The organism is Sphingobacteriales bacterium (assembly GCA_016700115.1).
Lineage (GTDB): Bacteria > Bacteroidota > Bacteroidia > Chitinophagales > UBA2359 > UBA2359.
This window is the reverse complement of the sequence record CP064999.1, coordinates 5469619-5494559: the sequence shown is the minus strand read 5'-3', so window position 1 is coordinate 5494559 and position 24941 is coordinate 5469619. Positions and strand designations below refer to the sequence as shown.

Genomic DNA, 24941 nt, shown 5'->3' with positions numbered 1-24941 from the left:
CAGGGGTGCAATAGGCCTTTGTAAAGGTGATTCAAAGAAAAGCAGAGGTGCAATAGGCCTTTGCAAAGGTGCATCAAAGTAATGCAGAGGTGCAATAAGTCAATGCAAAGGCGATTTGACGTGTTGCAGGGGTGCATTAAACCAAAGCAAAGGCGATTCAATGTGTTGTAGGGGTGCAATAAGTCATTGCGGAGGTACTAAAAAGTTTTGTCAGGGTTAAATTCCCCCGAATCCAATTTCTCTATAAAAAATTGAATGATTACAGGTTTATAAAAATTGTCGGATGATTTTCCTACGCCAATATTGAGAAAAACATCTGATATAAAGACTGTACCCCGAAATTTGAAAGACTTGTTCAGCCATGCAGTTGGCATAAATACCCAAACGGCATTTTTGCCCTGCCAATTTTTAAGAGTTTGTTGCCGGTTAATTCTATCTGAATATCAGACCATTAAGTTCAGCTATTCAGTAAAAAGTGATTACCGGTTATTCCCCCGACCTTTAAATTCGTGCAAAATATCCCTGATTCCGGAATCGTAATCTTTGTATATCGTGGCAGTTGAGTCCATAATTTCGGTTAGTCCTTTCACCAAAGTTTCTACCTCACTCTGAAACTCAAACTGAACCCGTTCATTCACCACCGATTTATAGCGGCATAAATAATACATCACCGGAAATTGGTTAATTTCTAACCGCTCTTTATAGGTTAGGTTTTCGAAATGCCGCCAATAGTATATTCCTGAAAATTCGTAAATTTGGTCATCCATATCCTGCCAAAAGGAATCGTTCGACAACAAGTCCGTTTTGCCACAACGGGATTCTAACTCTTTCATCAAATTGCGGTAGTTCTTTAAATACACATCCTTGTTGTCGCCACCTGAACGGCAGGCAGGCAAAATAACAAGCATCAGGAAGATGAATAAACCGGAGTAATATAAAAGTAAACTTCGCATTGTTTTTGTTTAAATAGGCATGAGTACCCAAAAATCAGATATGAAACCTCAGAAACAAAGATATAAAACTAAAACAATCTTCTATAATTTGTTTCAGTATAACCGGTGTTGACTTAAAATCACCGTTCTACTTTCGGCAATTATAGAAAAAACTATTTATTATGCTTACCTTTGCATCCCGAAACCGGATATTACTGCAATTTACACTATAATTATATGCAAAATCAACAGATTCGCAACATTGCCATTATTGCCCACGTTGACCATGGTAAAACAACTTTGGTAGATAAAATCCTGCATCAGTGCAAGTTATTTGCCGAACATCAGAAAACCGGAGAGCTGATTTTGGACAATAATGAATTGGAGCGCGAGCGCGGGATTACCATCTTGGCCAAAAATGTATCCGTGGTTTATAAAGGTATTAAAATCAACATTATTGATACACCGGGGCACGCAGATTTTGGTGGGGAAGTAGAGCGCGTACTAAATATGGCAGACGGCGTTTTGTTGTTGGTAGATGCTTTTGAAGGAGCAATGCCCCAAACCCGGTATGTGCTGCAAAAAGCTTTGGAAAAAGGGCTCAAGCCAATTTTAGTCATCAACAAAGTGGACAAAGAAAACTGCCGCCCTGACGAGGTTCACGAGGAAATTTTCGATCTTATGTTTCATCTCGATGCAACAGAGGAACAACTCAACTTTGCGACCGTATATGGTTCAGCCAAACAAGGATGGATGAGCGATGACTGGCAAAAACCGCCAACAAGTGATGTAACCCATTTGCTGGATGTTTTGATTGAAGAAATTCCTGCGCCTCCTTTGGTGGAAGGTACCGTACAAATGCAGGTTACCAATATAGACTATTCATCTTATATAGGACGAATCGCAGTAGGGCGGGTTGCTCGTGGAACTATACAGGAAAATCAGCCTATTTCGCTGGTTAAACGAGATGGAAAAATAGTTAAATCCAGGGTCAAAGAGGTCTATGCATTTGAAGGGTTGGGAAAAATCAAAACGAACAGTGTGCAATGTGGCGATTTATGTGCCCTGACCGGTATTGAAGGATTTGAAATCGGGGATACGATTGCAGATTTTGAAAATCCGGAAGCATTGCCTGCCATCAGCATTGATGAACCTACAATGAGCATGTTGTTTACCATCAATAATTCCCCGTTTTTTGGCAAAGAGGGGAAATTTGTAACCTCCCGCCACCTTCGCGACAGGTTGTACAAAGAAACTGAAAAAAATCTGGCACTCAGAGTTGAGGAAGCCGGCTCCCCCGATTCTTATACCGTTTATGGACGGGGAGTCTTGCACTTATCCGTTTTAATAGAAACGATGCGCCGTGAGGGGTATGAGTTACAGGTTGGAAAACCAAGGGTCATCATTAAAACCATAGAAGGTCAAAAATGTGAACCTTTTGAAACATTGACCATTGACACCCCTGAAGGTAAAGCCGGTAAAGTGATAGAAATTGTTACTCAAAGGGGAGGAGAACTGGCAATTATGACCCCAAAAAGTGACGTGATGCACCTTGAATTTAATATTCCTTCTCGCGGTTTGATAGGATTGCGCACGATTGTGCTCAACCTTACTGCCGGTGAGGTCATTATGGCTCATCGGTTTACCGGATTTTTGCCATGGAAAGGCGATTTGCCCGGCCGTATCAACGGAACCCTGATCTCAATGGAAACAGGTACGGCAATTGCTTATGCTTTAGACAAACTTCAGGACAGAGGGATATTTTTTGTCGAACCCGGAGACCCTATTTACGAAGGACAGATTGTCGGTGAAAATACCCGTTCATCTGATTTGGCCATTAACCTGACTAAAACCAAGAAACTGACAAACGTAAGGGCATCCGGATCGGACGATAAAGTTAAACTCGCTCCTGCGGTTAAGTTTTCGCTCGAAGAAGCTATGGAGTACATAGAAGAAGATGAATATGTGGAAATTACACCACAAAACATTCGTCTCCGCAAAATATATTTAGACGAAAACGACCGCAAAAGATTGGAAAAGCAGCAAAGTGCTGTGCTGGGGTAGTTTTAATACCAACTATGATTTAATTTTGAACCAGCAAATACTGACAAACGTCTTTAAATTCCCTTACTCGGAGGGGTTAGGGGCAGGTTCTTTAAGATAATGAAGTGGTAAAACCTTATTATATTGGACAGGGCTTACAAATCGTAAGACGGATGATGAGCAATCTGACCCTTTTAATTTCATCTATAAAAGCGGTTAAATTCAGTTGAAAGCCATGATTTTTGCTGCGGGTTTAGGAACCCGTATGCGACCTCTGACAGACCATTTACCCAAAGCTCTAATACCCATTCTTGGCAGACCTTTGTTGGGAATAGTCATTCAACGGCTTATTTCATTCGGGTACAATGAGATTGTGGTGAATGTTCATTACCGCGCACCAATGATTGTTGAGTATTTGAATTCTCAAAACAATTTCGGCATCAAGATCCATATTTCTGATGAAAGCGAAATGTTGCTCGACACAGGGGGCGGGTTGCTAAAGGCAGCCCCTTTATTAGCGGGTAAAGAACCAATTTTAGTTTGCAATGTAGATATATTATCAGATATTGATTTTACGGAGATAAGACAAGCACATTCTTTAAACTCAAAAAAGCCCATAGCAACTTTGGCGGTCAGAAAACGCCCTTCAGAACGCTTTTTTTTATTTAACGAAGAGAACTTGCTTTGTGGATGGCAAAATTCCAAAACCGGTCAGATACGACATGCCAATCCATGTTTCCGGGCTGTTCCATTTGCATTTAGCGGGATTCAGCTCATTGAACCTGTATTCTTTGAAAAAATAGCATTTACCGGAAAATTTTCATTGGTGGATGCTTATTTAGAATTGTCCAAAAAATTTCCGGTTGCTATGTTTGATCATAGCCATACACATTGGGTTGACGTTGGAAAACCGGAATCTATAAAGGAGGCAGAAAAAATCTTACCCTGTTTGTTCGCATAAACCGGCTAAGTTTTTAATGGCAAAACTTCAATGAACTTTTTTACAAAAAATGTTATTATCTTGTTACGCAAATTATAATTGTTAAAATCAAAACCTAATACCTATGTACATCGCAATGTTTGGAATACTAATGTTACTCAGTTTAGCTGCAAGTAGCATGTTGAAATCGCGATTTAACCAGTATTCTAAAATGCCAATTCGATTAAGCGGTAAAGAAGTTGCCGAAAAAATGCTGCGGGATAATGGAATATATGATGTGGAGGTTATTTCCGTTCAAGGCCAGTTAACAGACCACTATAACCCCCAAAACAAAACGGTTAACCTGAGCGAAACAGTGTATAATCAGCATAATGTTGCTGCTGCTGCTGTTGCTGCTCACGAATGTGGACATGCAGTGCAACATGCTACTGCTTATGGTTTTTTGACCATGCGTTCTCAGATGGTACCTCTTGTAAATATCAGTTCAAAACTGTCTCAGTTTATTTTGTTGGGAGGATTGGCCTTGTTTTTTGCCACACAAAATACGATTGTCCTGTTAATCGGGGTCTTGTTACTGGCAGTTACCACTGCTTTTACCCTGATCACCTTGCCCGTTGAATTTGATGCAAGCAACCGCGCCTTAGCCTGGCTCAACACTTCCGGAATTGTAGGTGGGGAAGAGCATGAAAAGGCTAAAAACGCACTTTGGTGGGCAGCTATGACTTATGTAGTTGCAGCTTTAGCCGCTGTTGCCAATCTCTTATATTACGCTTCTTTCTTGTTTCGCAGAGATTAATACCGGTTCAATAAATAAAATTCATCTAACCATTCAGCCGCAGGATAGTTGTTTCTGCGGCTGTTTTGTTTTTTTAAGTACCGGTTTAGGCAGCCGAATACTGTAAATTTTGAAAAACAATTGAAAATAGCAATCTACCAAAAGGGGTTATTCAAAATAATTGCTTCTTATCGGTTTAGGAAGTATAAACCAACATAAGAACGAGGTGCAGAATAATGAGCAGCAAAAAGAACACGAAAAGGGCTACCCGTTTGCGTTCAGCCATACTTGAAAAGTTTATATTAGTTCCAAAGGTAAAAATTTTACTTTTCTATGACAAATATTCCGTAAAATAGAGAAAGTATTTAAAATCGCCCGGATAAACTACTGAATTAGGGAAGAATAAAGCGGCAAAAACCATGCTAAATAGGCTTCAGAATTTGGAAGATATAAAATTAACTGCCCAAAATTCGTTAAAATGAAACAAGTGTAAGTCCGAATGACGTAAATTTGCAACCTTATGAGTAAAGTAAGCATATTCTTTTTTTTAATTCTTTTGACCGGAACAACGCTGTTTGCACAGCGATTCGATGATTTTAAAGCCTTTAGCAGTGGTAAAGGAGCAATTACGGCGGTATGTTATAACCCTTCAGGTACAGCCTTTGCCAGTGGAAACAATCAGGGCATGTTGTTGATTCGAGATGCTGTTACCGGAGACATACTACATATTTTGCGGAATGAAGGGCATACCGGAGAAATCACCCATCTTTCATTCCACCCCGACGGAAGTCATTTAGTAAGTGTTGCAACCGATGGGCTACTTAAAGTCTGGGAATTAAGTTCCAATACTGTCATTCATGAAATCAACGCCCGTACAACCGGAGGCACCGCATTTTATAATTTTGCCTATTTCAGTCCTGACGGCAATGTCATCTTGTATGGAGGTTCAGATGGTACAATCAGTGCTACCCGCCCTTTTATTCCGAACAGTAAACCCGGCGTTATTTTAAACAACAACGGCATCCCATTTACCTGTGCAGATTACGCCGAAACAGGCAATTATTTAGTAGCAGGAAGTAAACAAACTATCAGAGTTGTTGATTTTTTGACTAAAAAAGTGGTTCAGACCATTAATGCCTGCAGTGATGAGGTAATAGATGTTAAATATACGCCCGATAACCTGCATATAGGAAGTCTTTGTAAAAACGGCACTTTTTCGATGTGGGACGCTTCAACCGGACAACTGGTTAAATCTTTTCAGGTTACGACACCCGGGCCAAGCACGGAAATTGACTTTTCGCCGGATGGACAATATTTGGTTACCGGGGATACCAAAAATCATGTAAAGGTTTGGAATATCGCAGGCATGGATATCAATTCAGACCTTACGGGACATCAGGCTTCTGTTCGCAGCGTTCAGTTTGCTCCAAACAGTAAAAATATCATTACCGGAGGAAACGACGATCAGATAAAAATGTGGCAATGGCGAAAGTTAATCCCCAACGAAGAAATACCTGTTCCGCCAACTCCGCCCACACCTCCTCCTGTTCAACCGGTTGAAAAGAAAGAAGAACCGGTTGTCTTAGCTCCACCGGTGAACAAACCTGCTGAACTTGAAAACGTCAAGTTAACCTATACAACCCGCAATATTCCCGATTCTTTGGGCGATCGAAAGGTTGTTCCGGGCAGACGCATGATTGTTGATTCTGAATATCTCGAGTTTTGGGTTTGGGATGAAGAGTATGAAGATGGAGACACAATTTCTCTTTATTTCAACGACCAATGGATTCTTAAAGAGTATCTGCTAACCAAGCGCAAGTTGAAAATTAAAGTAAATATAAACCGCAATGCCGATAATTATCTGATACTTTATGCCCACAATGAAGGTACTCGTCCTCCAAATACGGCAGCCCTGACTATTGTTGACGGGAAAAAAACCAATAAAATCGCTTTGGCTTCAAATATGCGAAAATGCGATGCCATCAATTTTAAGTTTAGAGAACAAAGGTAGCATCGGTAAACATTTGCCGGCCTTGAAAATGCAACGAAAACACAAAGGCCTTCGACTAAGGTTGAAATCTATTATTCCCGGCTCTGCTAAACAGTAGAGTTAACCATTTTAAGTGTTAAAATTTTTCGAATGATTCAGCGCATCGCTTTTTTGATTTGTATAATCGTAATTGCTCTTTTTTCTTATACAGGATGTACAGAGGAAACAGAAACCTATGACCTTAAATATGGTTACGAATACTTTCCTATCGACTCAGGACATTGGGTGATTTATCAGGTCGATTCTATCCTGTACAGCACCTTTCTTTCACAAGGAGTAGATACTATACAATTGCAGATAAAAGAAGTGTTTGCCCAGCCATTTACTGACAACGAGAGCCGACCGGCAATAACAATTGAGCGGTATGCCCGTTACAGCGATACGATTGCCTGGGATAAGATAATTCCTACGGTTTGGTATGCTGTAAAAGACAGTACAAAAGCAGAGCGAAAAGAAGGCGAACTGAGGTTTTTGAATATGGTGTTTCCTGTTCAGGATGGAGTGAAATGGTGGGGCAATTCATATATCAACACCAATCAGGAAACAACGGCAGTATATGCTAACTGGCATTATCAATACGAACAAATGAATACCCAGCATTCCATAAACGGGCTGACATTTGAGAATACGGTAACCGTTTTGCAACACGACTATGAAGATTTGGTTAATAAGGTCTATAGCCGCGAAGTATATGCTGAAGGAGTGGGTATGATTGAAAAAGAACGATGGTTGTTGCAACTTGGCAGCAATGATATTACAAGTCCGCTACCTTGGCCCCAACGGGCACAAAGAGGAAGTTTAGTTAAAATGCGCGTGATTGACTATAAACATTAATCGTTCGTCCTATTTAAGTTGCATTAAAGGCAAGAGCAAATCCTCTATTTTCTTTTTGATATAAGTATTGGTACAGGTATAATTATTGACCATCACGGTAAAGGCCAGCAGTCTGCCCGATTGGGTTTTAATATATCCGCAATATGCACGGGTATTACTCAGATAACCGCTTTTAACACTGAGTTTTGCTGTTTTACTTTTACTATTCATAAAACTCTTCAAAAACCCATCGTCAGAAGCATCACCTGCAACAGGTAAGGATTGGTAAAACTCATTAAAATTGGGAGCACCGGCATAGTTTGAGAGAATTTCTGTCAGTTGTTTTGCAGAAATCGCATTTGAAGGCGACAACCCGCTTCCATCATAAAGAATTGCTTCGTTGAGGTCTATTCCGCGGTTTTGGTAAAACTGCTTAACTGCTTTTATTCCATTCTCAATGGTTCCGGTTCCAAATTGTTTTTTTCCCATTTCGCGCAAAAGTGCTTCTGCAAACAGGTTCACACTGCGTTTGTTGCACCAGTACACTATTTTTTTTATTGGAGGTGATGTACTGATATGGAGCATATATTTTTGTTGGCTTTTATAGTTTTCAAGCTCTGAAAGCTGTCGAACAGTAGCTGCCGGTTCTGTTACCTGAATACCCATTTGTTCCAGCGTTTGTTTCAGGCAGGAGGCTGCATAAAGAGCAGGGTCAGGAACAGCCCCTCTGATAACAAAACTGCTGCGATTTGGAGGAATCGTTCCTCTTACAACAATGGATAGATTAAAGGGGGATCCATAAATATAAGCCTGATCGCCGCTGCCTGCCGCTCCGGCAGTAGTCAGATTGGTTAATTGCAATCCCGGAACTTCGGGTTGTATTTTCAAAATATTAGTAGGACTGCCGGTTTTTCCCGAAGAAAGCACCAAATCGTAACGGTTTTCGTGAAAGTTTAACCCGCTGACCCCGGCTCCATAATAGTTTCCGATATCTTCCCAAATCCAGGTTGTTGGAATCATATCATCCGGGAAATATCCGGCATCTCCAATAACTCTCCCCTCAATTTTTTTTATTCCCAACTGTTGGATGGACTTAACCCATTGTTGCAATACAACATTGTAAGGAGTAGCTATATCTGAACGATTGGTAGCCAAAGTGGGGTCGCCTCCTCCGGTGATGTATAGGTTACCCTTTAATATGCCAATTTCGTCAATTCTGCCGTCGTATTCCAGTTTAGTGGAAAAAGTATGGTCAGGACCTAAAATTGAAAGCGCAGCAGCAGTAGTCATTACTTTTAAGGCAGAAGCCGGTCGCAATAATTTCATGGAATTAAAGGCAGCGATTACCTCTCCGTCTGAAACATTTTTAACATAGTAACTCCAGCTTGCCGGTTGCAAATCCACATCATTGTCCATACTGATTAGGGCATCCTGAACAGCCGGATATTTATTTGGCTTTGGCTGTGCTTTTAAAAGCAGAGCTCCTAAAAAAAGCATTGGAAAAAATACCAAACGGAACATCAATAAATATCTAAACAAGAACTGCATCGCAAAAAACAGTATGGGGGTTTAAGGTTAATATTGTGGGAAAAATATCAAAAATTAATTACAGTTTGTTGTTGGGGAGTAATCTTTCGTCCTTTTAGTACCATATAAGTGCTAATTTCGGGTATGAGATGCGAAATGATTATGATTAGTTGATTTCTTATTTCAGCCAAAAAACGGTTTATAAATGATTTACCCCTGTTTCAGAATAATACAAAGACAGACAACAATGAAATTTGTTCTTTGTGGTCTGAAACTATCAACAAAGTGCGTTTGTCAACCTTACAAGGTTAGATAAATAGCGATCATTTTATTTTTGCTCTTTGTATTATATCTATTGTCTGTATAATTAGTAGTTGCAAAAAAACTATTTTAGCGGGCAGTTTTTCATATTGATGTTTAACCAAATCAACTATGTATCCCACCTATAAATCAATAGGCTTAGTTTTAGCACCTGCATTGTTTTTCGTCTTTTTATTGATTCCTGCACCGATTGACCCAATGGCATGGAAGGTGATAGCCTGTATGGTTTGGATCATGATTTGGTGGTTTACAGAAGCAGTACCCATTCCGGTAACCTCTTTGCTTCCTCTTATTTTGTTCCCTTTATTAGAGATCGGGTCAATGAAAGACGTGGCTGCTCCTTATGCAAACCCAATCGTCTATTTGTTTATGGGAGGTTTTTTTATTGCACTGGCAATGGAAAAAAGCGGACTTCATCGCCGGATAGCCCTAACCATCCTTCACCTGACAGGGTCAACTGCCGATGGCATTATTCTGGGTTTTATTATTGCAACCGGGTTTATCAGCATGTGGGTCAGTAATACGGCTACTACGGTAATGATGTTGCCTATTGCAGCTTCGGTAATCACTGTTATGGAACATAACAGACAAATCAGTTCACAACAGTTTCAAAGATTTTCTCTGTCGTTAATGTTGTCAATTGCTTATGCTGCCAATATAGGAGGGATGGCTACCCTAATCGGAACACCTCCCAATCTTGTTTTTGCCGGATTTATGCAAAAAACTTTTCAAATGCAAATAGGTTTTGTGCAATGGATGATAGTAGGAACACCCATCGCTTTGCTTCTTTTAGTTGTTACATACCTGCTCCTGACCAAATTTTTTTATCCGAACGGTATCGGTAAAATTACTGCCTCGGGTGAATTTATCAATCAACAACTTGAAGAATTGGGGAAAATATCAAAATCAGAAAAAATGGTTACCGCTATATTTCTGATTACCGCCACTTCATGGATTTTAAGACCTCAGTTTGAACAGTTGTTGCAGTTATCAGTTCCCGGTGCTACGCTATCAGATACTACCATTGCTATGATTGGTGGGTTACTCACCTTTGTCGTTCCCCGAAACTTAAAAAAAGGTAAATTTTTGTTGACCTGGGAAGATAGCAAAAAACTGCCCTGGGGCATATTGCTGTTATTTGGGGGCGGGTTAGCCTTAGCTGATTCGATGGAAAAAACGGGGATTGTAGAAATGATAGGTAATATGATTCAGGCAGGCAATTTTTCGACTATCGTTTTAATATTTGTCCTGGTGGCAGCCATTGTTTTTATCAGTGAGTTGATGAGCAATGTAGCGTTGGTAAGCATATTTTTACCGGTAGTTGCCGGTATTGCTGCCGGTGCAGATATTCATGCCTTGTTGCTGACTGTTCCTGTAACATTGGCAGCAAGTGCTGCGTTTATGCTGCCTATGGGAACTCCTCCCAATGCCATCGTGTTTTCGAGCGGACATATAACGATGCCTCAAATGGCCAGAACCGGTTTTGTCCTGAATATAGTTTCAGTCATTGTCAATGCCGCTTTAGGCTATGTTTTAGTGAAATTTGTTTTTGGAGTTTAATTACCATTCAGTTACTTAATGATCAGTAAAAATGGTTATTCAGAAAGTCAAAGTCCGCAATATTACTTCTAATCGAAAGTTACGGATGGCTTCTAAATCTTTTTTTTGCGGTATATTTGTGAGATGAGAGAAAACAAACGTTTTAGTTTCTTTAAAAAAGGTGCTTCAGGGTTGTTGTCGTTTTTAGAGAATAGTTTGGACAAACTGAAAAGCAATCAGGGTGCTTCCCCTCCGTTCGAAATAGTGGCTTACAGGGGATATGGTACATCAGACTACCTTTATTGCAGAGGGCGAATACTCGAAAACAAAGGGATTGTTGCATCTGGAAGGGATAGTCATTGGCGCAACCTTCTCAATTCATATCACAGATTTGAAAGTGATGAAGTACCCAATCAATCTTTACAATTGAGCTATATGGGGCATAAATTTATCCAGACCTCAGACGAAGAAGGTTATTTTAAAATAGATACTCCCTTATCAATTCCTTTTAAGCCCAATAATAGCATTTTTCAGGACATTTTTTTTGAACTGCTGTTTCCGGATGGTATCCGGCCGAAAAAGATAAAGGTAATTAAAGGTCAGATATTAGTTCCCAATAGTATGGCTGAATATGGAGTTATCAGCGACCTGGATGATACTTTGCTAAAGTCAAATGTGGTTTCAAAAATCAAGATGATTTACCTGGCGGTTTTTAAAAATGCTTATACCCGTTTGGCTTTCAGAGGCGCACCGGCTTTATACTGGTCGTTTAGAAAAGGAAGTAGCGGCAGCCAGAAAAACCCGATATTTTATGTTTCCAACAGCCCCTGGAATTTGTATGACCTGATTGATGAGTTTATGGATGTGAATCACATACCAAAGGGCCCGGTATTGTTGAGAGATTTCGGACATGCCAACAACAGTACATTGTCAGAAGCCTATAAAAACCATAAGTACAATGAAACGGTTAAAATTTTAGAAACCTACCCCAACTTACCATTTATTTTGATTGGCGACAGTGGTGAAAAAGATGCCGATATATATTTAGATATTGCAAAAAAGCACCCCGGACGTATTTTATGCATTTACATCAGGGCAGTTAAAGACAAAAAAAGAACAGACAGGGTAAAAAAGCTTATTAAAAGCGAACCTATAGTTCCGGCTTTATTGATTGAAGATAGCCTCGAACTTGCCAAACATGCGGTAAGTATGGGATATATAACCAGACAGTCTATGTACCGCGTTAATCAAAGCCTTTATAATGACCGCAGCAGTGTGGTTGATTATTGGTTGGAAGATGAATAAAGCGATTAAAATTGGTGCCGGCTAAGGCCAACAAGTTTTACGGCTTATATTTGATGTTCAATTGAGGCAGAAATGAAATACAATCAGGTTTTACTACTTTTGCACGCTTTTTAGGCATAAAATTCTTTATGGCCTGTAATTATTAACTTACATAGACTTTATTTGTACAGTATCTCATGTATCAATACAGAAAAACCCTTTACAACAAGTATTATCAAACACAATCCGGCCGGCGAAGCGAAAGGGAAATAAATGATAAATTAAAGCAAGACTCCTGGCATTTTCAACAAGAAATCATCCCGTTGCTTCCAAAAGTTGTTAGTCAACCCAACATCATAGATATTGGCTGTGGATTCGGCTCATTGGTACATGCGCTCCAACAACATGGTTATCAGAAAGTAAGGGGTATTGATTTAAGTCCGGATCAGGTAGCCGAAGCAGAAAAAATTGGCATTAAAGGAGTTGAACAGGCCGATTTAATTGAATATTTAAAAAAACATCCCAACACATTTGATGTCATCATCGGAATTGATATCATCGAGCATTTCAGCAAAGATGAGTTGGTTGAAATTTTGGAAATTATCCAGCTTGGGCTTTGCAGCAAAGGCATTGCTGTTTTCAGAACGCCTAATGCCGATGCCCTTTTCTCTTCTTTATATATGTTTGGAGATTTTACTCATGAAACTATTCTCAACAATTCTTCAGCAGAGCAGCTTTTTCACAGCACCGGATTTTCAAAAGTAACAGTTACCGGCTCGTGTATGAAAATTAAGAATCCTATTAAAGAATTTCTTAGAATTATCTTATGGAAATTAACCGTAGTATTTAGCAAAACATTCATTTTTGCATCCGGTAGGTCTTCAAAAGGGCTGATTTTTTCACCCAATATCATAATATCGGCTCAAAAAAATTAGGGGCGGAATAGGGGAGACTTTAATATTTTCGAATTACCTGTTTTTACCAAGGGGCATTTGCATACCCAATGTCAATCCGATATAACTAAAATTCATCCGGGTTTTGTTGAATTGATAGGGTTCATATAGTCCGGAAGTAGTGTTAAAATCGTTGATCAAATCTTTATCAATCTTGGTTACGGGGTTAAAAAATTGATAGTCAAATTGGAGATAATTGGATTTTCTGACTATTCCAAACCCCAGTGAATAAGACAACCCACCACCTTTCATAACAGTTATTGAATTGCCTGCAAATCCGGGTCTGGGACTGACATAATTGTTGATCCGGTTGTATCTTACAGAAACAGAAGGATAAAAATTCCAGATGCCTTTGTTGCGGTCAAGTAAGTAATAATTGGATTTAGCCCCAAATCCCCACCATATCAAATTGTCCTGAGTATCTATATCGTAATAGTTGTTCAGAAAATTAAGGTGAAAAACAGGAGCAACTGACAATTTATTGTTAGACAAAAGATTGAATGAGAATCCAAGTTCCAGTCCATTACCATATTCAAAAACTTCCCGCAATTCATAACCAACAGAAAAACCGGCCCCTAAACTTGCTTCAAACATCATGAGGGGGAAGTTGCGGGTAGATTCGTTTGGATTGACGGTTGTTTGATTTTGTTCATTCGGCATTGGTTGCCCGGTAGAGTAGTCATATTCTTTATTATCCTGACTAAAAGCAGAGTTAGATTTTACCAAAAAAAGAAGACATAATAAAAGTTTAAACAGGCAGGTACCGAAAACAGGTGTAGTCCATGTAAACCTTTTAAATTGATTTTTTTGATTTTCGGGCTTATTCATTGGCGGGGTTGATTGAACATTAACAGAAATAAGAAAAGGGCGTTTGTTCAAAGCAATACTACAAACAATAAAGGTATAGGTTATAGTTTAGATTACAAAGTAAATCCCTTGTTGTTGTTATTTTTAACATGAAATAAGTTTCAACTGAATCTGTTTTGTGTAAGGCAGTCCGGATAAATTGAATTTTTTATATGATCCAAATTGTATCTAATATAGGTGCTAAAAAGGTTGCTCCTTTTGAACTTTTTTGAAGGTGATTGCTGAAGATTAAACCGATTACCTTCCATTAACTTTCCTCTTAGAAGGATAAAAGTGCTTTCAAGGATGAGTTTGGAGCATATTTAGAAGTGACCAATTTTATCGGTAAAGGTCAAGAACCCATAAAGCAGAAATTTACGTAACTTCAACTGCCTTGTTTAACCTGCTATAAATAACCTATCCTTATTGACTGTTTTTTCAAATTTTTTAAAATTATTTGTATGAAAACGGCACACCCCCCCCTAATAGTTTTATTGTTTTCAGGCATGTTTTTATTTAGTGCTTGCTCTATTACTCAGCAGCATGTGGTAAACTACCAAAACTATTATCGAAATGATGTTAAAACACCTGCGCAACTTAACCCCATTACCCCTGCTTTTACCCCTGTTTTAGAAAACAAAGGCGATTTAGTTATATCCGGTACATATACCACTTCTGGAAGCAATATAGACGACCCCAAAGAGAGTTTTACAGATAACGATGGCATTGCAGAATTTGAAAACATCAACTACGTCAGCGGTTCAATGGCTTATTCGGTAACCGATAAATGGTCGGTTACGGCACAATATTCTGGAGGCAAGGGTCAAAACTCTGTTGAAATTGATGCCATGCAGGCTACTGTTTACGATGTTGATATCTATTGGACCTGGTTTTTGCTGATTCCTCAACATGATTACCTGCCTCCAATAGAATTTGATGCCAATACCGACTTAAATTTAGGCAATTTAGACCAAGTAGAAAGGAGTTATCAGTACCGTAATGCCTCATTGGGAGCAGGTTATAAATTACATACCGGCGATGCAGGAGGAGTTTTTGCAGTATTTGGAGGGGTTGGAATGGGAACATCAAACATCACCGGAACAACTCATGCTAACAACCGCAAGGTGTATTCTGACGATAAAAATGCCGTTCCCGCTACTTATGGCCACCATGAAAACCGCTACATAAGCGCATATTTACAGCCAAGTGCAGGAATAAATCTTAAAAATTGGGTAGAAATTGGAGGAGCAGCAAATTTCATTTTTTTCCACAACCGTTTAAAATCCAATATCCCTTATTTGGAATTGAACTACGATGAGAAACTGAACAACATCATTTGTCAACCCTCGGTCTTTTTAAATATGGGACCAAAAAATGTTAAATTTACTGCACAATACGCTTTAGGTCTTCCGCTCTTAAATTCATCAAAACAACATTTTAATACAGGCTATTTAAGTGCAGGAGTTCAACTGTTTTTACCTACGGTCAATAAACCGGTTACTCCAGAAATCTAAATTAAATATCCGAAAATTAACTTGCCTTTTGTTTTTAAGTCTAAAATTCAGGCTTTTTAATTTATAAATTTAACCCAAAAAACATCATGAGAAACTTAATTTTTTGTTTAGTGTTAAGCATGGTTTTTGCTTATCTACCGCTAACTGCACAAAAAACGATAGTGCCCGATACTTCGCCCTATTTGAGTGCTTTTAAAGTAGCGCCTCTTGGTCCAATGGTAGGGAACTATGGGCTTACTTATGAAAGAGGTGCTGTTTTTAAAGACAATATTTCTTTGGAAATGAATGTCGGCTACCGCACAAGTCCGTTGTTATTCAGAGGATGGATCAGAGATTCAGATACTAAAGTGAACGGGTTTTATGGCAGTGCAGGTCCTAAAATTTATTTTGGGAAACAGGAATTTACTATGGAAGGGATGCGGCGTACTCATCCCATGTTTGGCTGGTATTTCAAACCCGAATTGGGTTTCAGATATACTGTTTTCAGCAATCCTGATAATGACGACGTAACTGCTACTGTGGTAAAACTGCTGTTAAATATTGGCAAGCAGTGGATTAGCGACAAATTTGTATTTGAAATTTATACCGGAATAGGTTATGCCTATAGAAATTACAATAGAACTAACAACTCTTTGTTTGATGATATTTCGGATGATATCAGAGAGAATTTTCCAATAGCTGCTCAATCAGGCATCAGGTTGGGATTATTGACCAGATAATAATCTTTTTTTTAGAACTCCAATCTACAAACGGCGGTGGCGAAATGTACTTTAAGTGCAAATCGCTGCCGTTTTTTTTTGTTAGAAATCACATGAGCGAACACTTTATTCTTTTTCCTGTAAGGGATTTTGTGTTTGCTCTAATTCAGATGAATAATATTTTAACAGAAATATCAATTTCATTTCACTGTATCTTTTTTCCGGAGAAAAACGATTAACAGAGTAAAAATGAAGACATTCAGCAAACCTATTATGAAGTAATAGCTGCCGATATCACTATTGCTCAAACCGAAAATACGGTCTATTGTATTGGGCAGGTCTAACATTTTCAGGGCAGATTTAGCCTGATAGTCCATCAATTCGGGGTCGTCGGCAGTAGGTTGAGGTAAATAAGCCATCACGTCGCCTTGCATCAGTGCAAATCCCTCAGTTCCCCAACGGGCTAAAATAAATGAACTGACAAATTCGGTTAAACTGTTTTTTTCTATGGAGGCAATAATGCCTGCCAACATGATTTGGGGCATTAACACGATGGGAAGTAAAGTCATTGCTTTTTCAGTGGTGTTGACAATTGCAGATAAAAACAAGCCGATGAGGGTTGCCGAAAAAGACAAATACACCATGAACTTTAAATAGGGCATAAACTGCCCGGCAAGGGAAACTTCATTTCCGTCAAACTTTAAGTACAAAATGGCCATAAATACCAAGGCCTGTAATCCGGCAAAGGTAGTCAGGACAATAATTTTAGACAGAACATAGGGCAAAACTTGCAGGTTAAACATGCGCTCCCTTTTGTAAATTGGCAGTTCTCCGACGATTTCTCTGGTCGCATTGCTGGTACCAAACCATACTGCGGCAATGGTGATGAGGAACAATACGGCAATTGTCAGTTCTTTAAAGATAAAGCAGATAAGCAGCGCAATGATTGGTGCTTGCGACAATAGTATTAAGGTATTGGTCCGGTCGTTGGTTTTTATGTTAAAATAGCGAAGGGTGAGCCAAAGAAGCTGTTTTAAAAAAGGATATTTTCTGGTACTCTGTGGCTTTATTGCCGGACGGCGAATTTGAGAAGGCGGATTGTCTCCATACCACTTGTTATACCAAATCTGCCCTTGTTTGGTTGTTTTTAGCAGTGAATACACTTCTATGGTTGTAGTTTTACCGAAATAGGATAAATACTTATCCGTAGTGTCGAAATAGCAAAGATATCCGCCCTTTGACAAAAACAGCACCTTATCGGCATAGTGCAGGTCGTCGGGTTTATGAGTTACCATCAGGATGGTAGTGCCCTGTGCTGCCAGTTGTTTCAAACAGTTCAGGAAATCTTCAATTGTTTCGGGGTCAAGTGGAGAGGTGGGTTCATCTAAAAACAAAAAATTGGGCTCGGTGAGCAATTCCATAGCGATAGAGATGCGCTTGCGTTGTCCGCCGGAGAGTTTACCCACTAAGTTTTGTCTGACATCCGGGGTGTTGATGTTAAGCGATGTCAGAACTTTACTTATTTTTTCTTCTATTTCTGCATCACTGATATCGGTTGCAAATCGAAGTTTGCAGGCATAGTAAAGTGAGTTTTGAACGGTCAGCTCTCTATGCACAATATCTTCCTGCGGAACATATCCAATTTGATATTTGAGGGATTCATAGTGTTCAAAAAAGTTGATGTCATTTAGAAAAACAGTTCCTCCGGTTGCCGGATTTTCACCGTTGATTGCTTTGAGCAAAGTAGATTTGCCGCAACCCGAAGGTCCCATAATGGCAATAAATTCTCCTTTTTTTACTTTTAACGATACCGGAAACAGTCCTACATGACCATTTTCGAAAGTCTTTTCGACATTATCCAATCTAATAGCAAAAGATTCGGGTGCCACTTTATTTCCATCCGACTTCTGATTGGGAGGCAACAGGCTGAATTGCGTATTTCCGATGCTGATGATATCGGTTGCAACAACCACTTTATCTGTACTTTTCTCTCCGTTTATAAAAACCCCGTTTGTCGAAGCGAGATCCTGCACTCTGTATTGCCCGGGTTCTTTGATTGAAATGCGGCAATGTAGCCGGCTCACATTTCCATCGGTCAAAACAATATCGCAATCGTGATTGCGACCAATGGTAATTGTACTTTTCTCTTGTAAAATTTGGTAAAGGTTTATCATATTGTTAGTTAATGTTTTAAGGTCAAGTACAATTAGTTTAAAGGTTAGCAGATAAGTCTGTTTCTTTTACTTGAAGCGGGAGTTTAGTAATTAAAGCAACCCTATTCGTTTTCCAAAGTAAATAGTTTTAAATCTCAAAAGGAAAATTTGCTTCAGATATTAACTTTCAAGGGATTTCCTGTTCAATGTTAAGCGAGCCTAAAGTCCCGTTATCCCATAAAACAGCAATCTGATAGGTGCCTTGTCCTGAAAGAATGGTTCCTCCGGAAATAGTCCAGATATAGCTGCTTCCGGTAATTTCGGGTACAGAATAGGTTTGAGGCACTCCGGCACAAACTGTAGTATTTCCGGAAATAACCGGATTAAATGTACATGGCTGATTGCAAACCACCTGATTGAATAATTCCCAAATATCGTTGTTGTAAAAGTTGGGGATGAATGCACCATCCGGAACATTCCCCATCCGGATCATCACTAAATTCTGACTGGGTACAATATTGATGATTTGTCCGTTTTTACCCATAGCCGAAAACATATCGTCAGGGGCGGCAGTATGCAAAGAGCCGGGAAACACAATCTGAAATCCGGGAAGCATAAAAGAGGATTTACCATTTAACCACCACAAATAACCATAGGACAGGTTGAGACTTTGTGAGCTGTTGACCATCGCATTAAAGTAAGTGGCATCTGTCATAATAGGGGTGGTGTTCCAAGTTCCGTTGTTGAGAACGAGCAGCCCGAAACGTGCCATACTTCTTGCGTTTGTAAAGAGCACGTTGTTGTAATCTAAAGGCAAAAATAATCCGTTCATCCCTATTGGATTGCGCAATCTATTAATGTAGAACTGATTAAGGGTACTTCCGGTAGCATTGGCAATTACTCCATCTAATAATGTGTAAGGTGCATTATGATAAGCCCAACGGGAACCGGCATTTGCCAAATACTGAAGGCAGGAAGGGAGGGTGCAATCGGGATTTGAGACAGCATCATCTAACCCCGAAGTCATGGTAAGTTGATGCAGAATGGTAATTTCAGCCTCCTGAGCCGGTGTGCAACTCGTCCATCCTGTACCCAGATAATCAGAACTTGGATCGTTTATGGAAAGACTGCCGTCCTGATGAGCAAGCCCTACCATGAATGCGGTTAAACTTTTTCCTGCAGAAGCCCAATACCATAGGCTATCTTGCGTAAAAGTGCCAAAATAATGTTCCATCACAATTTTACCATCTTTCAGCACGATAAATGCTTTGGTATTGCTGTCCGATAAAAAATCAACCAATGCCGGGATTTCTTCTTCGCACCAACCCAATGAGGATGGAGTCATCGTTTGCCATGTATTACCAATAGTAGGAGGGAAATAAAGTGGTTGTCCAATCAAATTCATGTTGAACATCAATCCGACTAAATAAACAAAATAACGACACATTGATGTTTGGTTTTACTTTAAGATGTTGGTCAGGTTTTAATAATTCCTTACTTAGTCGAGTTGAGGTGGGGGCTTTTAGCTAAAGTACCGGCAAATAAATTTCAACTCCGGATTAAATATCCGCAAATTTACCAAACCAAGCCGGATATTACCACTTCACTATCTAAAATAACCCACCTCCGAGGAAGGGAACTTAAAGACGATTGTCAGTAATTGATGATTCAAAATTAAATCATAGTTGGTATAAAAGCCCCAATCCCTAAATCTGTCAAAAAAAAAAACGCCTCCCAACTGAATGTTGGCAGACGTTATTAAAGAACATAACCTAAATGTCTGTATTATGTGAACTGGATTTTAATTAGAAACTAATGTCAATTCCCGCAGTAATAAACCTTGGAAGTCCGACTTTTATACCTTGCGGACGGCGGGAAACGATATAACGCTCATCGGTGATGTTTTTTGCGCTAAGATTAATAACGGCGTTTATCTTCGGTATCTGATAGAAAATATTGGCATCAAAAACCCGGTAGGAGTCCAGTTTTCCTGTCCGGCCATCTGCTGAAGGGTTAACAGTATTTAGTTCGTTGGTAAACTGACTGCCGATAAACAAAGCGTTAAATTGTAAACCCAATCCGAAAGGGGCTTCGGCATGAAGGCCGCCCGATAAAATATATTCTGGCGAATAGGGCGTTCTGTTGCCTTTAATGTTGACATTATCTGAGCTGCCGGCAATAAAACGGTCGGCATTATAGGACGCTTCTGTATAAGTAGCATTAGCAAATATCGCCAAGGTATAATCCGGGTTAAACAAAGGGGCAAAATCTATGCGTCCTCCTGCTTCAAACCCTGCATGAAGTGTTTCACCACCATTGACCAAGCCGACCCCTGTGCCTCCTGAAGATTCAGAAACAGGTATAATTTGGTTGTCAAACTGCATGTAAAAAGCGGTCAGTTCATAAGTCAGTATATGGTTCGTTGTGCTGCCTCTGAAACCAAATTCTGAGTTCCAGCTTTTTTCGGCTTCCAATTGATAAGCCTCTCCAACGTTGGAAATTGCATCTTTGATACGCGGAGGGGCAAATCCGCGGTGTACTCCGGCGAACACAGTATGCCCGGGCAGAAAGTTAAAGTTAATGCCTGCGCCTGGAATAAATCCGGTTACCTTGTTTCCCGCTACAATATTAGTATCACGAACTGCCGTAACTCCGTTTATGTTAAAACTGTTTCTCAAAATATTCCTCGTATAGTCGTAGTGTTCAATACGGATACCTGCTGTAAATGTCCATTTTTCGGTCAGATTCGTTTGGTTTTGTACGTAAGCACTGAAAGCATTTCCCCAACGCACTTCATCTTCGACCATATCACCTGCCGAAGCGTCGTATTTTTTCCCGTTTACCCGTTGTTCATAAGCTTTTTCGTACAAGAACCTAACTCCTGTTTGTAATTCATTTGATGTTTGCAGTACATGGTAGTTATAGGTCAAACGCGGCTCAATGCCCAATACTTCAAACTGCCGGTTTCTGTTTCCGGTAGTATTGCGCATATACACCGCGCCTCCCGCCACTTCAGGATCTCCCCAAACAACGCCTGTTTGGTTGCTTGCCGTAGCACTCGAAGAAAAGTCTTGTCTTCTCCAGTTTCGGGTGGTTGTATATCCGAAAGCGGTTGTTTGGAGTTTTAGATGGCTTTTAATCCGGAAATTGTGGGTAAGACTTGCCGAATAACGGCGAATGCCGAGCAAATCATCCGGAGCCATAAGGGTAAAATCCTGCCCACCCTCGTCATACATAGATTGGGTTAATCCGATATAGGTGGAGTTTGAAGTTTCGTCATACATGCCCAATTTAATACCTAATTGGGAACGTTCGCTGAAAACCAAACGCATTTTTGCCGATAAGTCGTTAATTCTGAAAGCAGCATAACCCAATTGGTCGGCTTGTTTGCGCAAATAGTTTACCTGTATGCCCATATTGCCAATCGTTGTTCCATATCCTGCCAATCCGCTGAAAAATCCTTTTTCCCCTCCGGTCAGTTTAACACGGATGGTTTGCTCGTCAGGTGGGTTTGGTGTTTTGTAGTTGATAACTCCACCAATGGTTTGGGGGCCAAACAAAATCTGACCGCTGCCTTTTACAATTTCAATCCCGCTCATACGGTCAATCACCGGTGAATAATACATCTCCGGTTCACCGTAAGGATTTAACGACACCGGCACTCCATCTTCCAAAATTAATACTGTTCGGCTACGGTCGGGGTCTAAACCCCTGATGCCGATGTTTACCCGAAGACCTGCGCCTTCTTCGTCAACCACCTGAATGCCCGGAACTTGTTTTAAAATTTCATTGGCCGACAAAGGTGCTGTTTGGCGCAGCAATGCCGAAGTCAGGGTAGCGGTGCTGCCGGGGATGTTTTTTAATATGCCCCCACGAACACCAATCAACTGAATTTCGGGAAGTTCTGCGGAGATTATGGAATCTTTAACTGCCAAAACTGTATATCCGCTCTTGGTCATCTGTGCAAACAGGTTTGTACAAATTCCCCAATACAATACCAAAAGTAAAATTCTATAAGTACCCATAAGTTAAAAAGATTGAAGAGTAATTTCTGAACAAATAATTTAGACTAAATCTAAATAGCCGCACAAAGGTAAATCTTGGTTTCAATTTTTTTGCTTTTGGAAGAATTATTTTTTAGGTAAATAACGCTGTTTTAGGAGAGGGTAAATGATGACCGATGCCAGAATAACGATAGCGCCAAGGTAAAAACCTCCGTCCATGCGTTCTGATTCGCCAAAGATAAAATAAGCAAACAGGATGCCATAGACAGGTTCTAAGTTGATGGCTAAAGCAACCGTATAGGCCGACAAATGACGGAGTAAATAAACAATACCTACAAAGGCATAAGTGGTACAAACCCAGGCAAGCAACATTAACCATAACCAATCCATGCCCGAAACTTGCCAGATAGTTTGCTGATACCCGCTGCCGGTAAATATGTATAAGTTAATGATTAAGGCACCTGCCGCCATTTCGTAGAGTGAAATCAGGATAAAATCGTGTTTGCGGGTGAGTTGTTTGTTTAACACACCAAACAGACTCGCTAAAAATGCAGAAATAAGCGCTAAGATGATGCCCAACCAATAGTCGAATGCAAAGCGGCTCATGATGTACAACCCTGTAATGATGATGATGCCTAGAAAAATCTCTACTGACCATACTTTTCGCCGTTCGATAAGCGGCTCTAAAAGCGAGGTGAAAAGAGTAACGCTTGCAAAACATCCCAAAGTAACCGCTACATTAGAAACTTTGATGGCCGCAAAAAAAGTTATCCAATGCAAGGCAACCAATGCCCCTACTCCAAAAATAGCGGACATGGTTTTAAAGGGTAAATGCCATGATTTACCAACTACCAACTGAACTCCTACCATCCCTATTGCCGCCAAAAACATCCGATAACCCACCAATTCCACTGCATCTAAACTAATCAGTTTGCCGAGAATGGCGGTAAAACCAAACAGCAAAACAATGAAATGCAGTTGTAGCTGTTCTTTGAACATTTGTTTTTATTGGTTAGTGGTTGGTAATCAGTGGTAAGCCGGAGGATACAAGACAAGAGGCAAGAGGCAATAGGCAAGAGGCAAGAGGCAATAGGCAATAGGCAATAGGCAATGGGCAATAGGCAATAGGCAATAGGCAAGAGGCAATAGGCAATAGGCAATAGGCAATAGGCAATAGGCAATAGGCAAGAGGCAAGAGGCAAGAGGCAACAGGCAATAGGCAATAGGCAATAGGCAAGAGGCAATAGGCAATAGGCAAGAGGCAAGAGGCAAGAGGCAAGAGGCAAGAGGCAACAGGCAACAGGCAATAGGCAATAGGCAATAGGCAAGAGGCAAGAGGCAAGAGGCAACAGGCAATAGGCAATAGGCAATAGGCAAGAGGCAATAGGCAATAGGCAATAGGCAATAGGCAATGGGCAATAGACAATGGTAAAATATTATTTCGGTGCTTTAATCAACAGATAGACACTAATGATGGCAAACAACAGGTTGGGTAGCCAAACGCTTAACAAAGGAGAGAGGTTGCCGTTTGTGGCAAAAGTAGTGGCAAACTGTAGGAGCAGAATATAGGTGCTGCTGATGGCAATTCCTATAAAGAGATGTAAACCTACGCCGCCGCGAACTTTTCTCGAAGAAATGGCAAAGGCTATGATGGTGAGGATAAAGGTGGCAAACGGCACGGCAGTTCTGCGATACCGCTCTACCTGATAAAACTCAATATACGGAGCTCCTTTTACCTTTTCCTCCTCTATAAATACAGACAGTTCGGGGGTGGTCATTGCTTCTTTGAGATTTACTTTTTTCTGAAAATCGGAAGGTTTGAGGTTAAAGGAAGTATCTAAATTCTCACCTGTCCGGATGGTTTCGCGAAGTTCGTTGAAAGAATGGGCTAAGTAATTCCCCAATCTCCATTGCCGTGTACTGTCAATCCATTCTAATGTTTTAGCACTTAATTTATAAGTCAGTTGCTTGTTCCTGATGTTTTCTAAGGTAAAGTTCCGGCCCATTGAGTCGCGGGTGGTAAAGGTTTCGGTATAGATATAGGTATCGGGCGCTATTTGCATGTGGACGTTTCGGTTGCTGGTACCGGTTTTTTTCTTTACATATTTATCTTCAAAGTCAAACCTGATTTTGTTTGCATTTGGCACGAAATAGTGATTGGCATACAACTGAACTCCGACCAAGATAACCGCCGAGATAAAATAGGGCACAAAAAGCAACCGGTAAAAACTGACTCCGCCGGCTAAAATGGCGATGATTTCTGAACGGGAAGCAAGACGGGAAGTAAAAAAAATCGCAGCAATGAATATAAATAAAGGGCTGAGGAAAAAGATGATATAAGGAACAAAATTCAGGTAGTATTTCAGCAGAATACCGCTAAGCGGCGCGCTGTTTTCCAAAAAATCGTCTATCCGTTCCGAAATATCTATGGATACGGCAACGGCTGCAAAGAGGAGAACGGTAAAAACAAAGGCTCCCAGAAACTTAACAATAATATACCGGTCAATGATTTTTAGCAACATGTCTTAATAGATGGGGGTAATTCCTCC

General features: G+C 40.1%; 18 protein-coding genes. 10 read left to right on the top strand and 8 right to left on the bottom strand.

Annotation, left to right across the window (positions count from 1 at the left end):
* Nucleotides 1-479 precede the first annotated feature (479 nt).
* Entirely contained in the window at nucleotides 480-953 is a 474-nt protein-coding gene (locus tag IPM47_19735) for a hypothetical protein (protein QQS29039.1), read from the bottom strand.
* A 216-nt stretch (nucleotides 954-1169) separates the two neighbouring features.
* Between IPM47_19735 and typA the strand changes: the two genes are divergently transcribed.
* The 5 genes from typA (at nucleotide 1170) to IPM47_19710 (ending at nucleotide 7574) form a co-directional block, all read left to right on the top strand.
* The gene (typA, locus tag IPM47_19730; GenBank protein QQS29038.1) at nucleotides 1170-2996 is read left to right on the top strand and encodes a translational GTPase TypA; all 1827 of its coding nucleotides are present in this window, start codon (nucleotides 1170-1172) and stop codon (nucleotides 2994-2996) included.
* Between the two features lie 214 nt (nucleotides 2997-3210).
* Nucleotides 3211-3936, top strand: a complete 726-nt coding sequence (locus IPM47_19725; protein ID QQS29037.1) for a nucleotidyltransferase family protein — start codon at nucleotides 3211-3213, stop codon at nucleotides 3934-3936.
* Nucleotides 3937-4039: 103 nt separating this feature from the next.
* Nucleotides 4040-4711: a zinc metallopeptidase gene (locus tag IPM47_19720; GenBank protein QQS29036.1), complete on the top strand. Its 672-nt coding sequence runs from the start codon at nucleotides 4040-4042 to the stop codon at nucleotides 4709-4711.
* A 499-nt stretch (nucleotides 4712-5210) separates the two neighbouring features.
* Nucleotides 5211-6701 (top strand): WD40 repeat domain-containing protein, encoded by a 1491-nt coding sequence (locus IPM47_19715; GenBank protein QQS29035.1) that lies wholly within the window; start codon nucleotides 5211-5213, stop codon nucleotides 6699-6701.
* A gap of 129 nt (nucleotides 6702-6830) precedes the next feature.
* Nucleotides 6831-7574: a hypothetical protein gene (locus IPM47_19710; protein ID QQS29034.1), complete on the top strand. Its 744-nt coding sequence runs from the start codon at nucleotides 6831-6833 to the stop codon at nucleotides 7572-7574.
* A 9-nt stretch (nucleotides 7575-7583) separates the two neighbouring features.
* Here the strand turns inward: IPM47_19710 and dacB are convergent, their stop codons facing one another.
* Complete coding sequence (dacB, locus tag IPM47_19705) at nucleotides 7584-9101, bottom strand: D-alanyl-D-alanine carboxypeptidase/D-alanyl-D-alanine-endopeptidase (protein ID QQS29033.1); 1518 nt, start codon at nucleotides 9099-9101, stop codon at nucleotides 7584-7586.
* A 411-nt stretch (nucleotides 9102-9512) separates the two neighbouring features.
* On the opposite strand from dacB, the gene IPM47_19700 reads away from it, so the two are divergent.
* From IPM47_19700 to IPM47_19690, 3 genes are all read left to right on the top strand, one after another.
* Complete coding sequence (locus IPM47_19700) at nucleotides 9513-10961, top strand: DASS family sodium-coupled anion symporter (protein ID QQS29032.1); 1449 nt, start codon at nucleotides 9513-9515, stop codon at nucleotides 10959-10961.
* A 123-nt stretch (nucleotides 10962-11084) separates the two neighbouring features.
* On the top strand, nucleotides 11085-12245 hold the full coding sequence (locus tag IPM47_19695; GenBank protein QQS29031.1) for a DUF2183 domain-containing protein: 1161 nt from the start codon (nucleotides 11085-11087) through the stop codon (nucleotides 12243-12245).
* A 176-nt stretch (nucleotides 12246-12421) separates the two neighbouring features.
* Nucleotides 12422-13159, top strand: coding sequence for a class I SAM-dependent methyltransferase (locus IPM47_19690; protein ID QQS29030.1), 738 nt, complete (start codon nucleotides 12422-12424; stop codon nucleotides 13157-13159).
* A gap of 33 nt (nucleotides 13160-13192) precedes the next feature.
* Here IPM47_19690 and IPM47_19685 read toward each other — a convergent pair whose 3' ends face one another.
* Nucleotides 13193-14005 (bottom strand): hypothetical protein, encoded by an 813-nt coding sequence (locus tag IPM47_19685; protein QQS29029.1) that lies wholly within the window; start codon nucleotides 14003-14005, stop codon nucleotides 13193-13195.
* A 479-nt stretch (nucleotides 14006-14484) separates the two neighbouring features.
* On the opposite strand from IPM47_19685, the gene IPM47_19680 reads away from it, so the two are divergent.
* Nucleotides 14485-15537 (top strand): hypothetical protein, encoded by a 1053-nt coding sequence (locus tag IPM47_19680; GenBank protein ID QQS29028.1) that lies wholly within the window; start codon nucleotides 14485-14487, stop codon nucleotides 15535-15537.
* Nucleotides 15538-15623: 86 nt separating this feature from the next.
* Nucleotides 15624-16256 carry a hypothetical protein gene (locus tag IPM47_19675; GenBank protein QQS29027.1) on the top strand — a complete coding sequence of 211 codons (633 nt, stop codon included), beginning with the start codon at nucleotides 15624-15626 and terminating at the stop codon, nucleotides 16254-16256.
* Nucleotides 16257-16435: 179 nt separating this feature from the next.
* Here the strand turns inward: IPM47_19675 and IPM47_19670 are convergent, their stop codons facing one another.
* From IPM47_19670 to IPM47_19650, 5 genes are all read right to left on the bottom strand, one after another.
* Nucleotides 16436-18409 (bottom strand): ATP-binding cassette domain-containing protein, encoded by a 1974-nt coding sequence (locus tag IPM47_19670; protein QQS29026.1) that lies wholly within the window; start codon nucleotides 18407-18409, stop codon nucleotides 16436-16438.
* A gap of 166 nt (nucleotides 18410-18575) precedes the next feature.
* Complete coding sequence (locus tag IPM47_19665; GenBank protein QQS31534.1) at nucleotides 18576-19802, bottom strand: beta-lactamase family protein; 1227 nt, start codon at nucleotides 19800-19802, stop codon at nucleotides 18576-18578.
* 391 nt (nucleotides 19803-20193) lie between these two features.
* Nucleotides 20194-22347: a TonB-dependent receptor gene (locus tag IPM47_19660; protein ID QQS29025.1), complete on the bottom strand. Its 2154-nt coding sequence runs from the start codon at nucleotides 22345-22347 to the stop codon at nucleotides 20194-20196.
* Nucleotides 22348-22518: 171 nt separating this feature from the next.
* Entirely contained in the window at nucleotides 22519-23391 is an 873-nt protein-coding gene (locus tag IPM47_19655; protein ID QQS29024.1) for a DMT family transporter, read from the bottom strand.
* A gap of 437 nt (nucleotides 23392-23828) precedes the next feature.
* On the bottom strand, nucleotides 23829-24914 hold the full coding sequence (locus IPM47_19650) for an LptF/LptG family permease (protein QQS29023.1): 1086 nt from the start codon (nucleotides 24912-24914) through the stop codon (nucleotides 23829-23831).
* Nucleotides 24915-24941 lie beyond the last annotated feature (27 nt).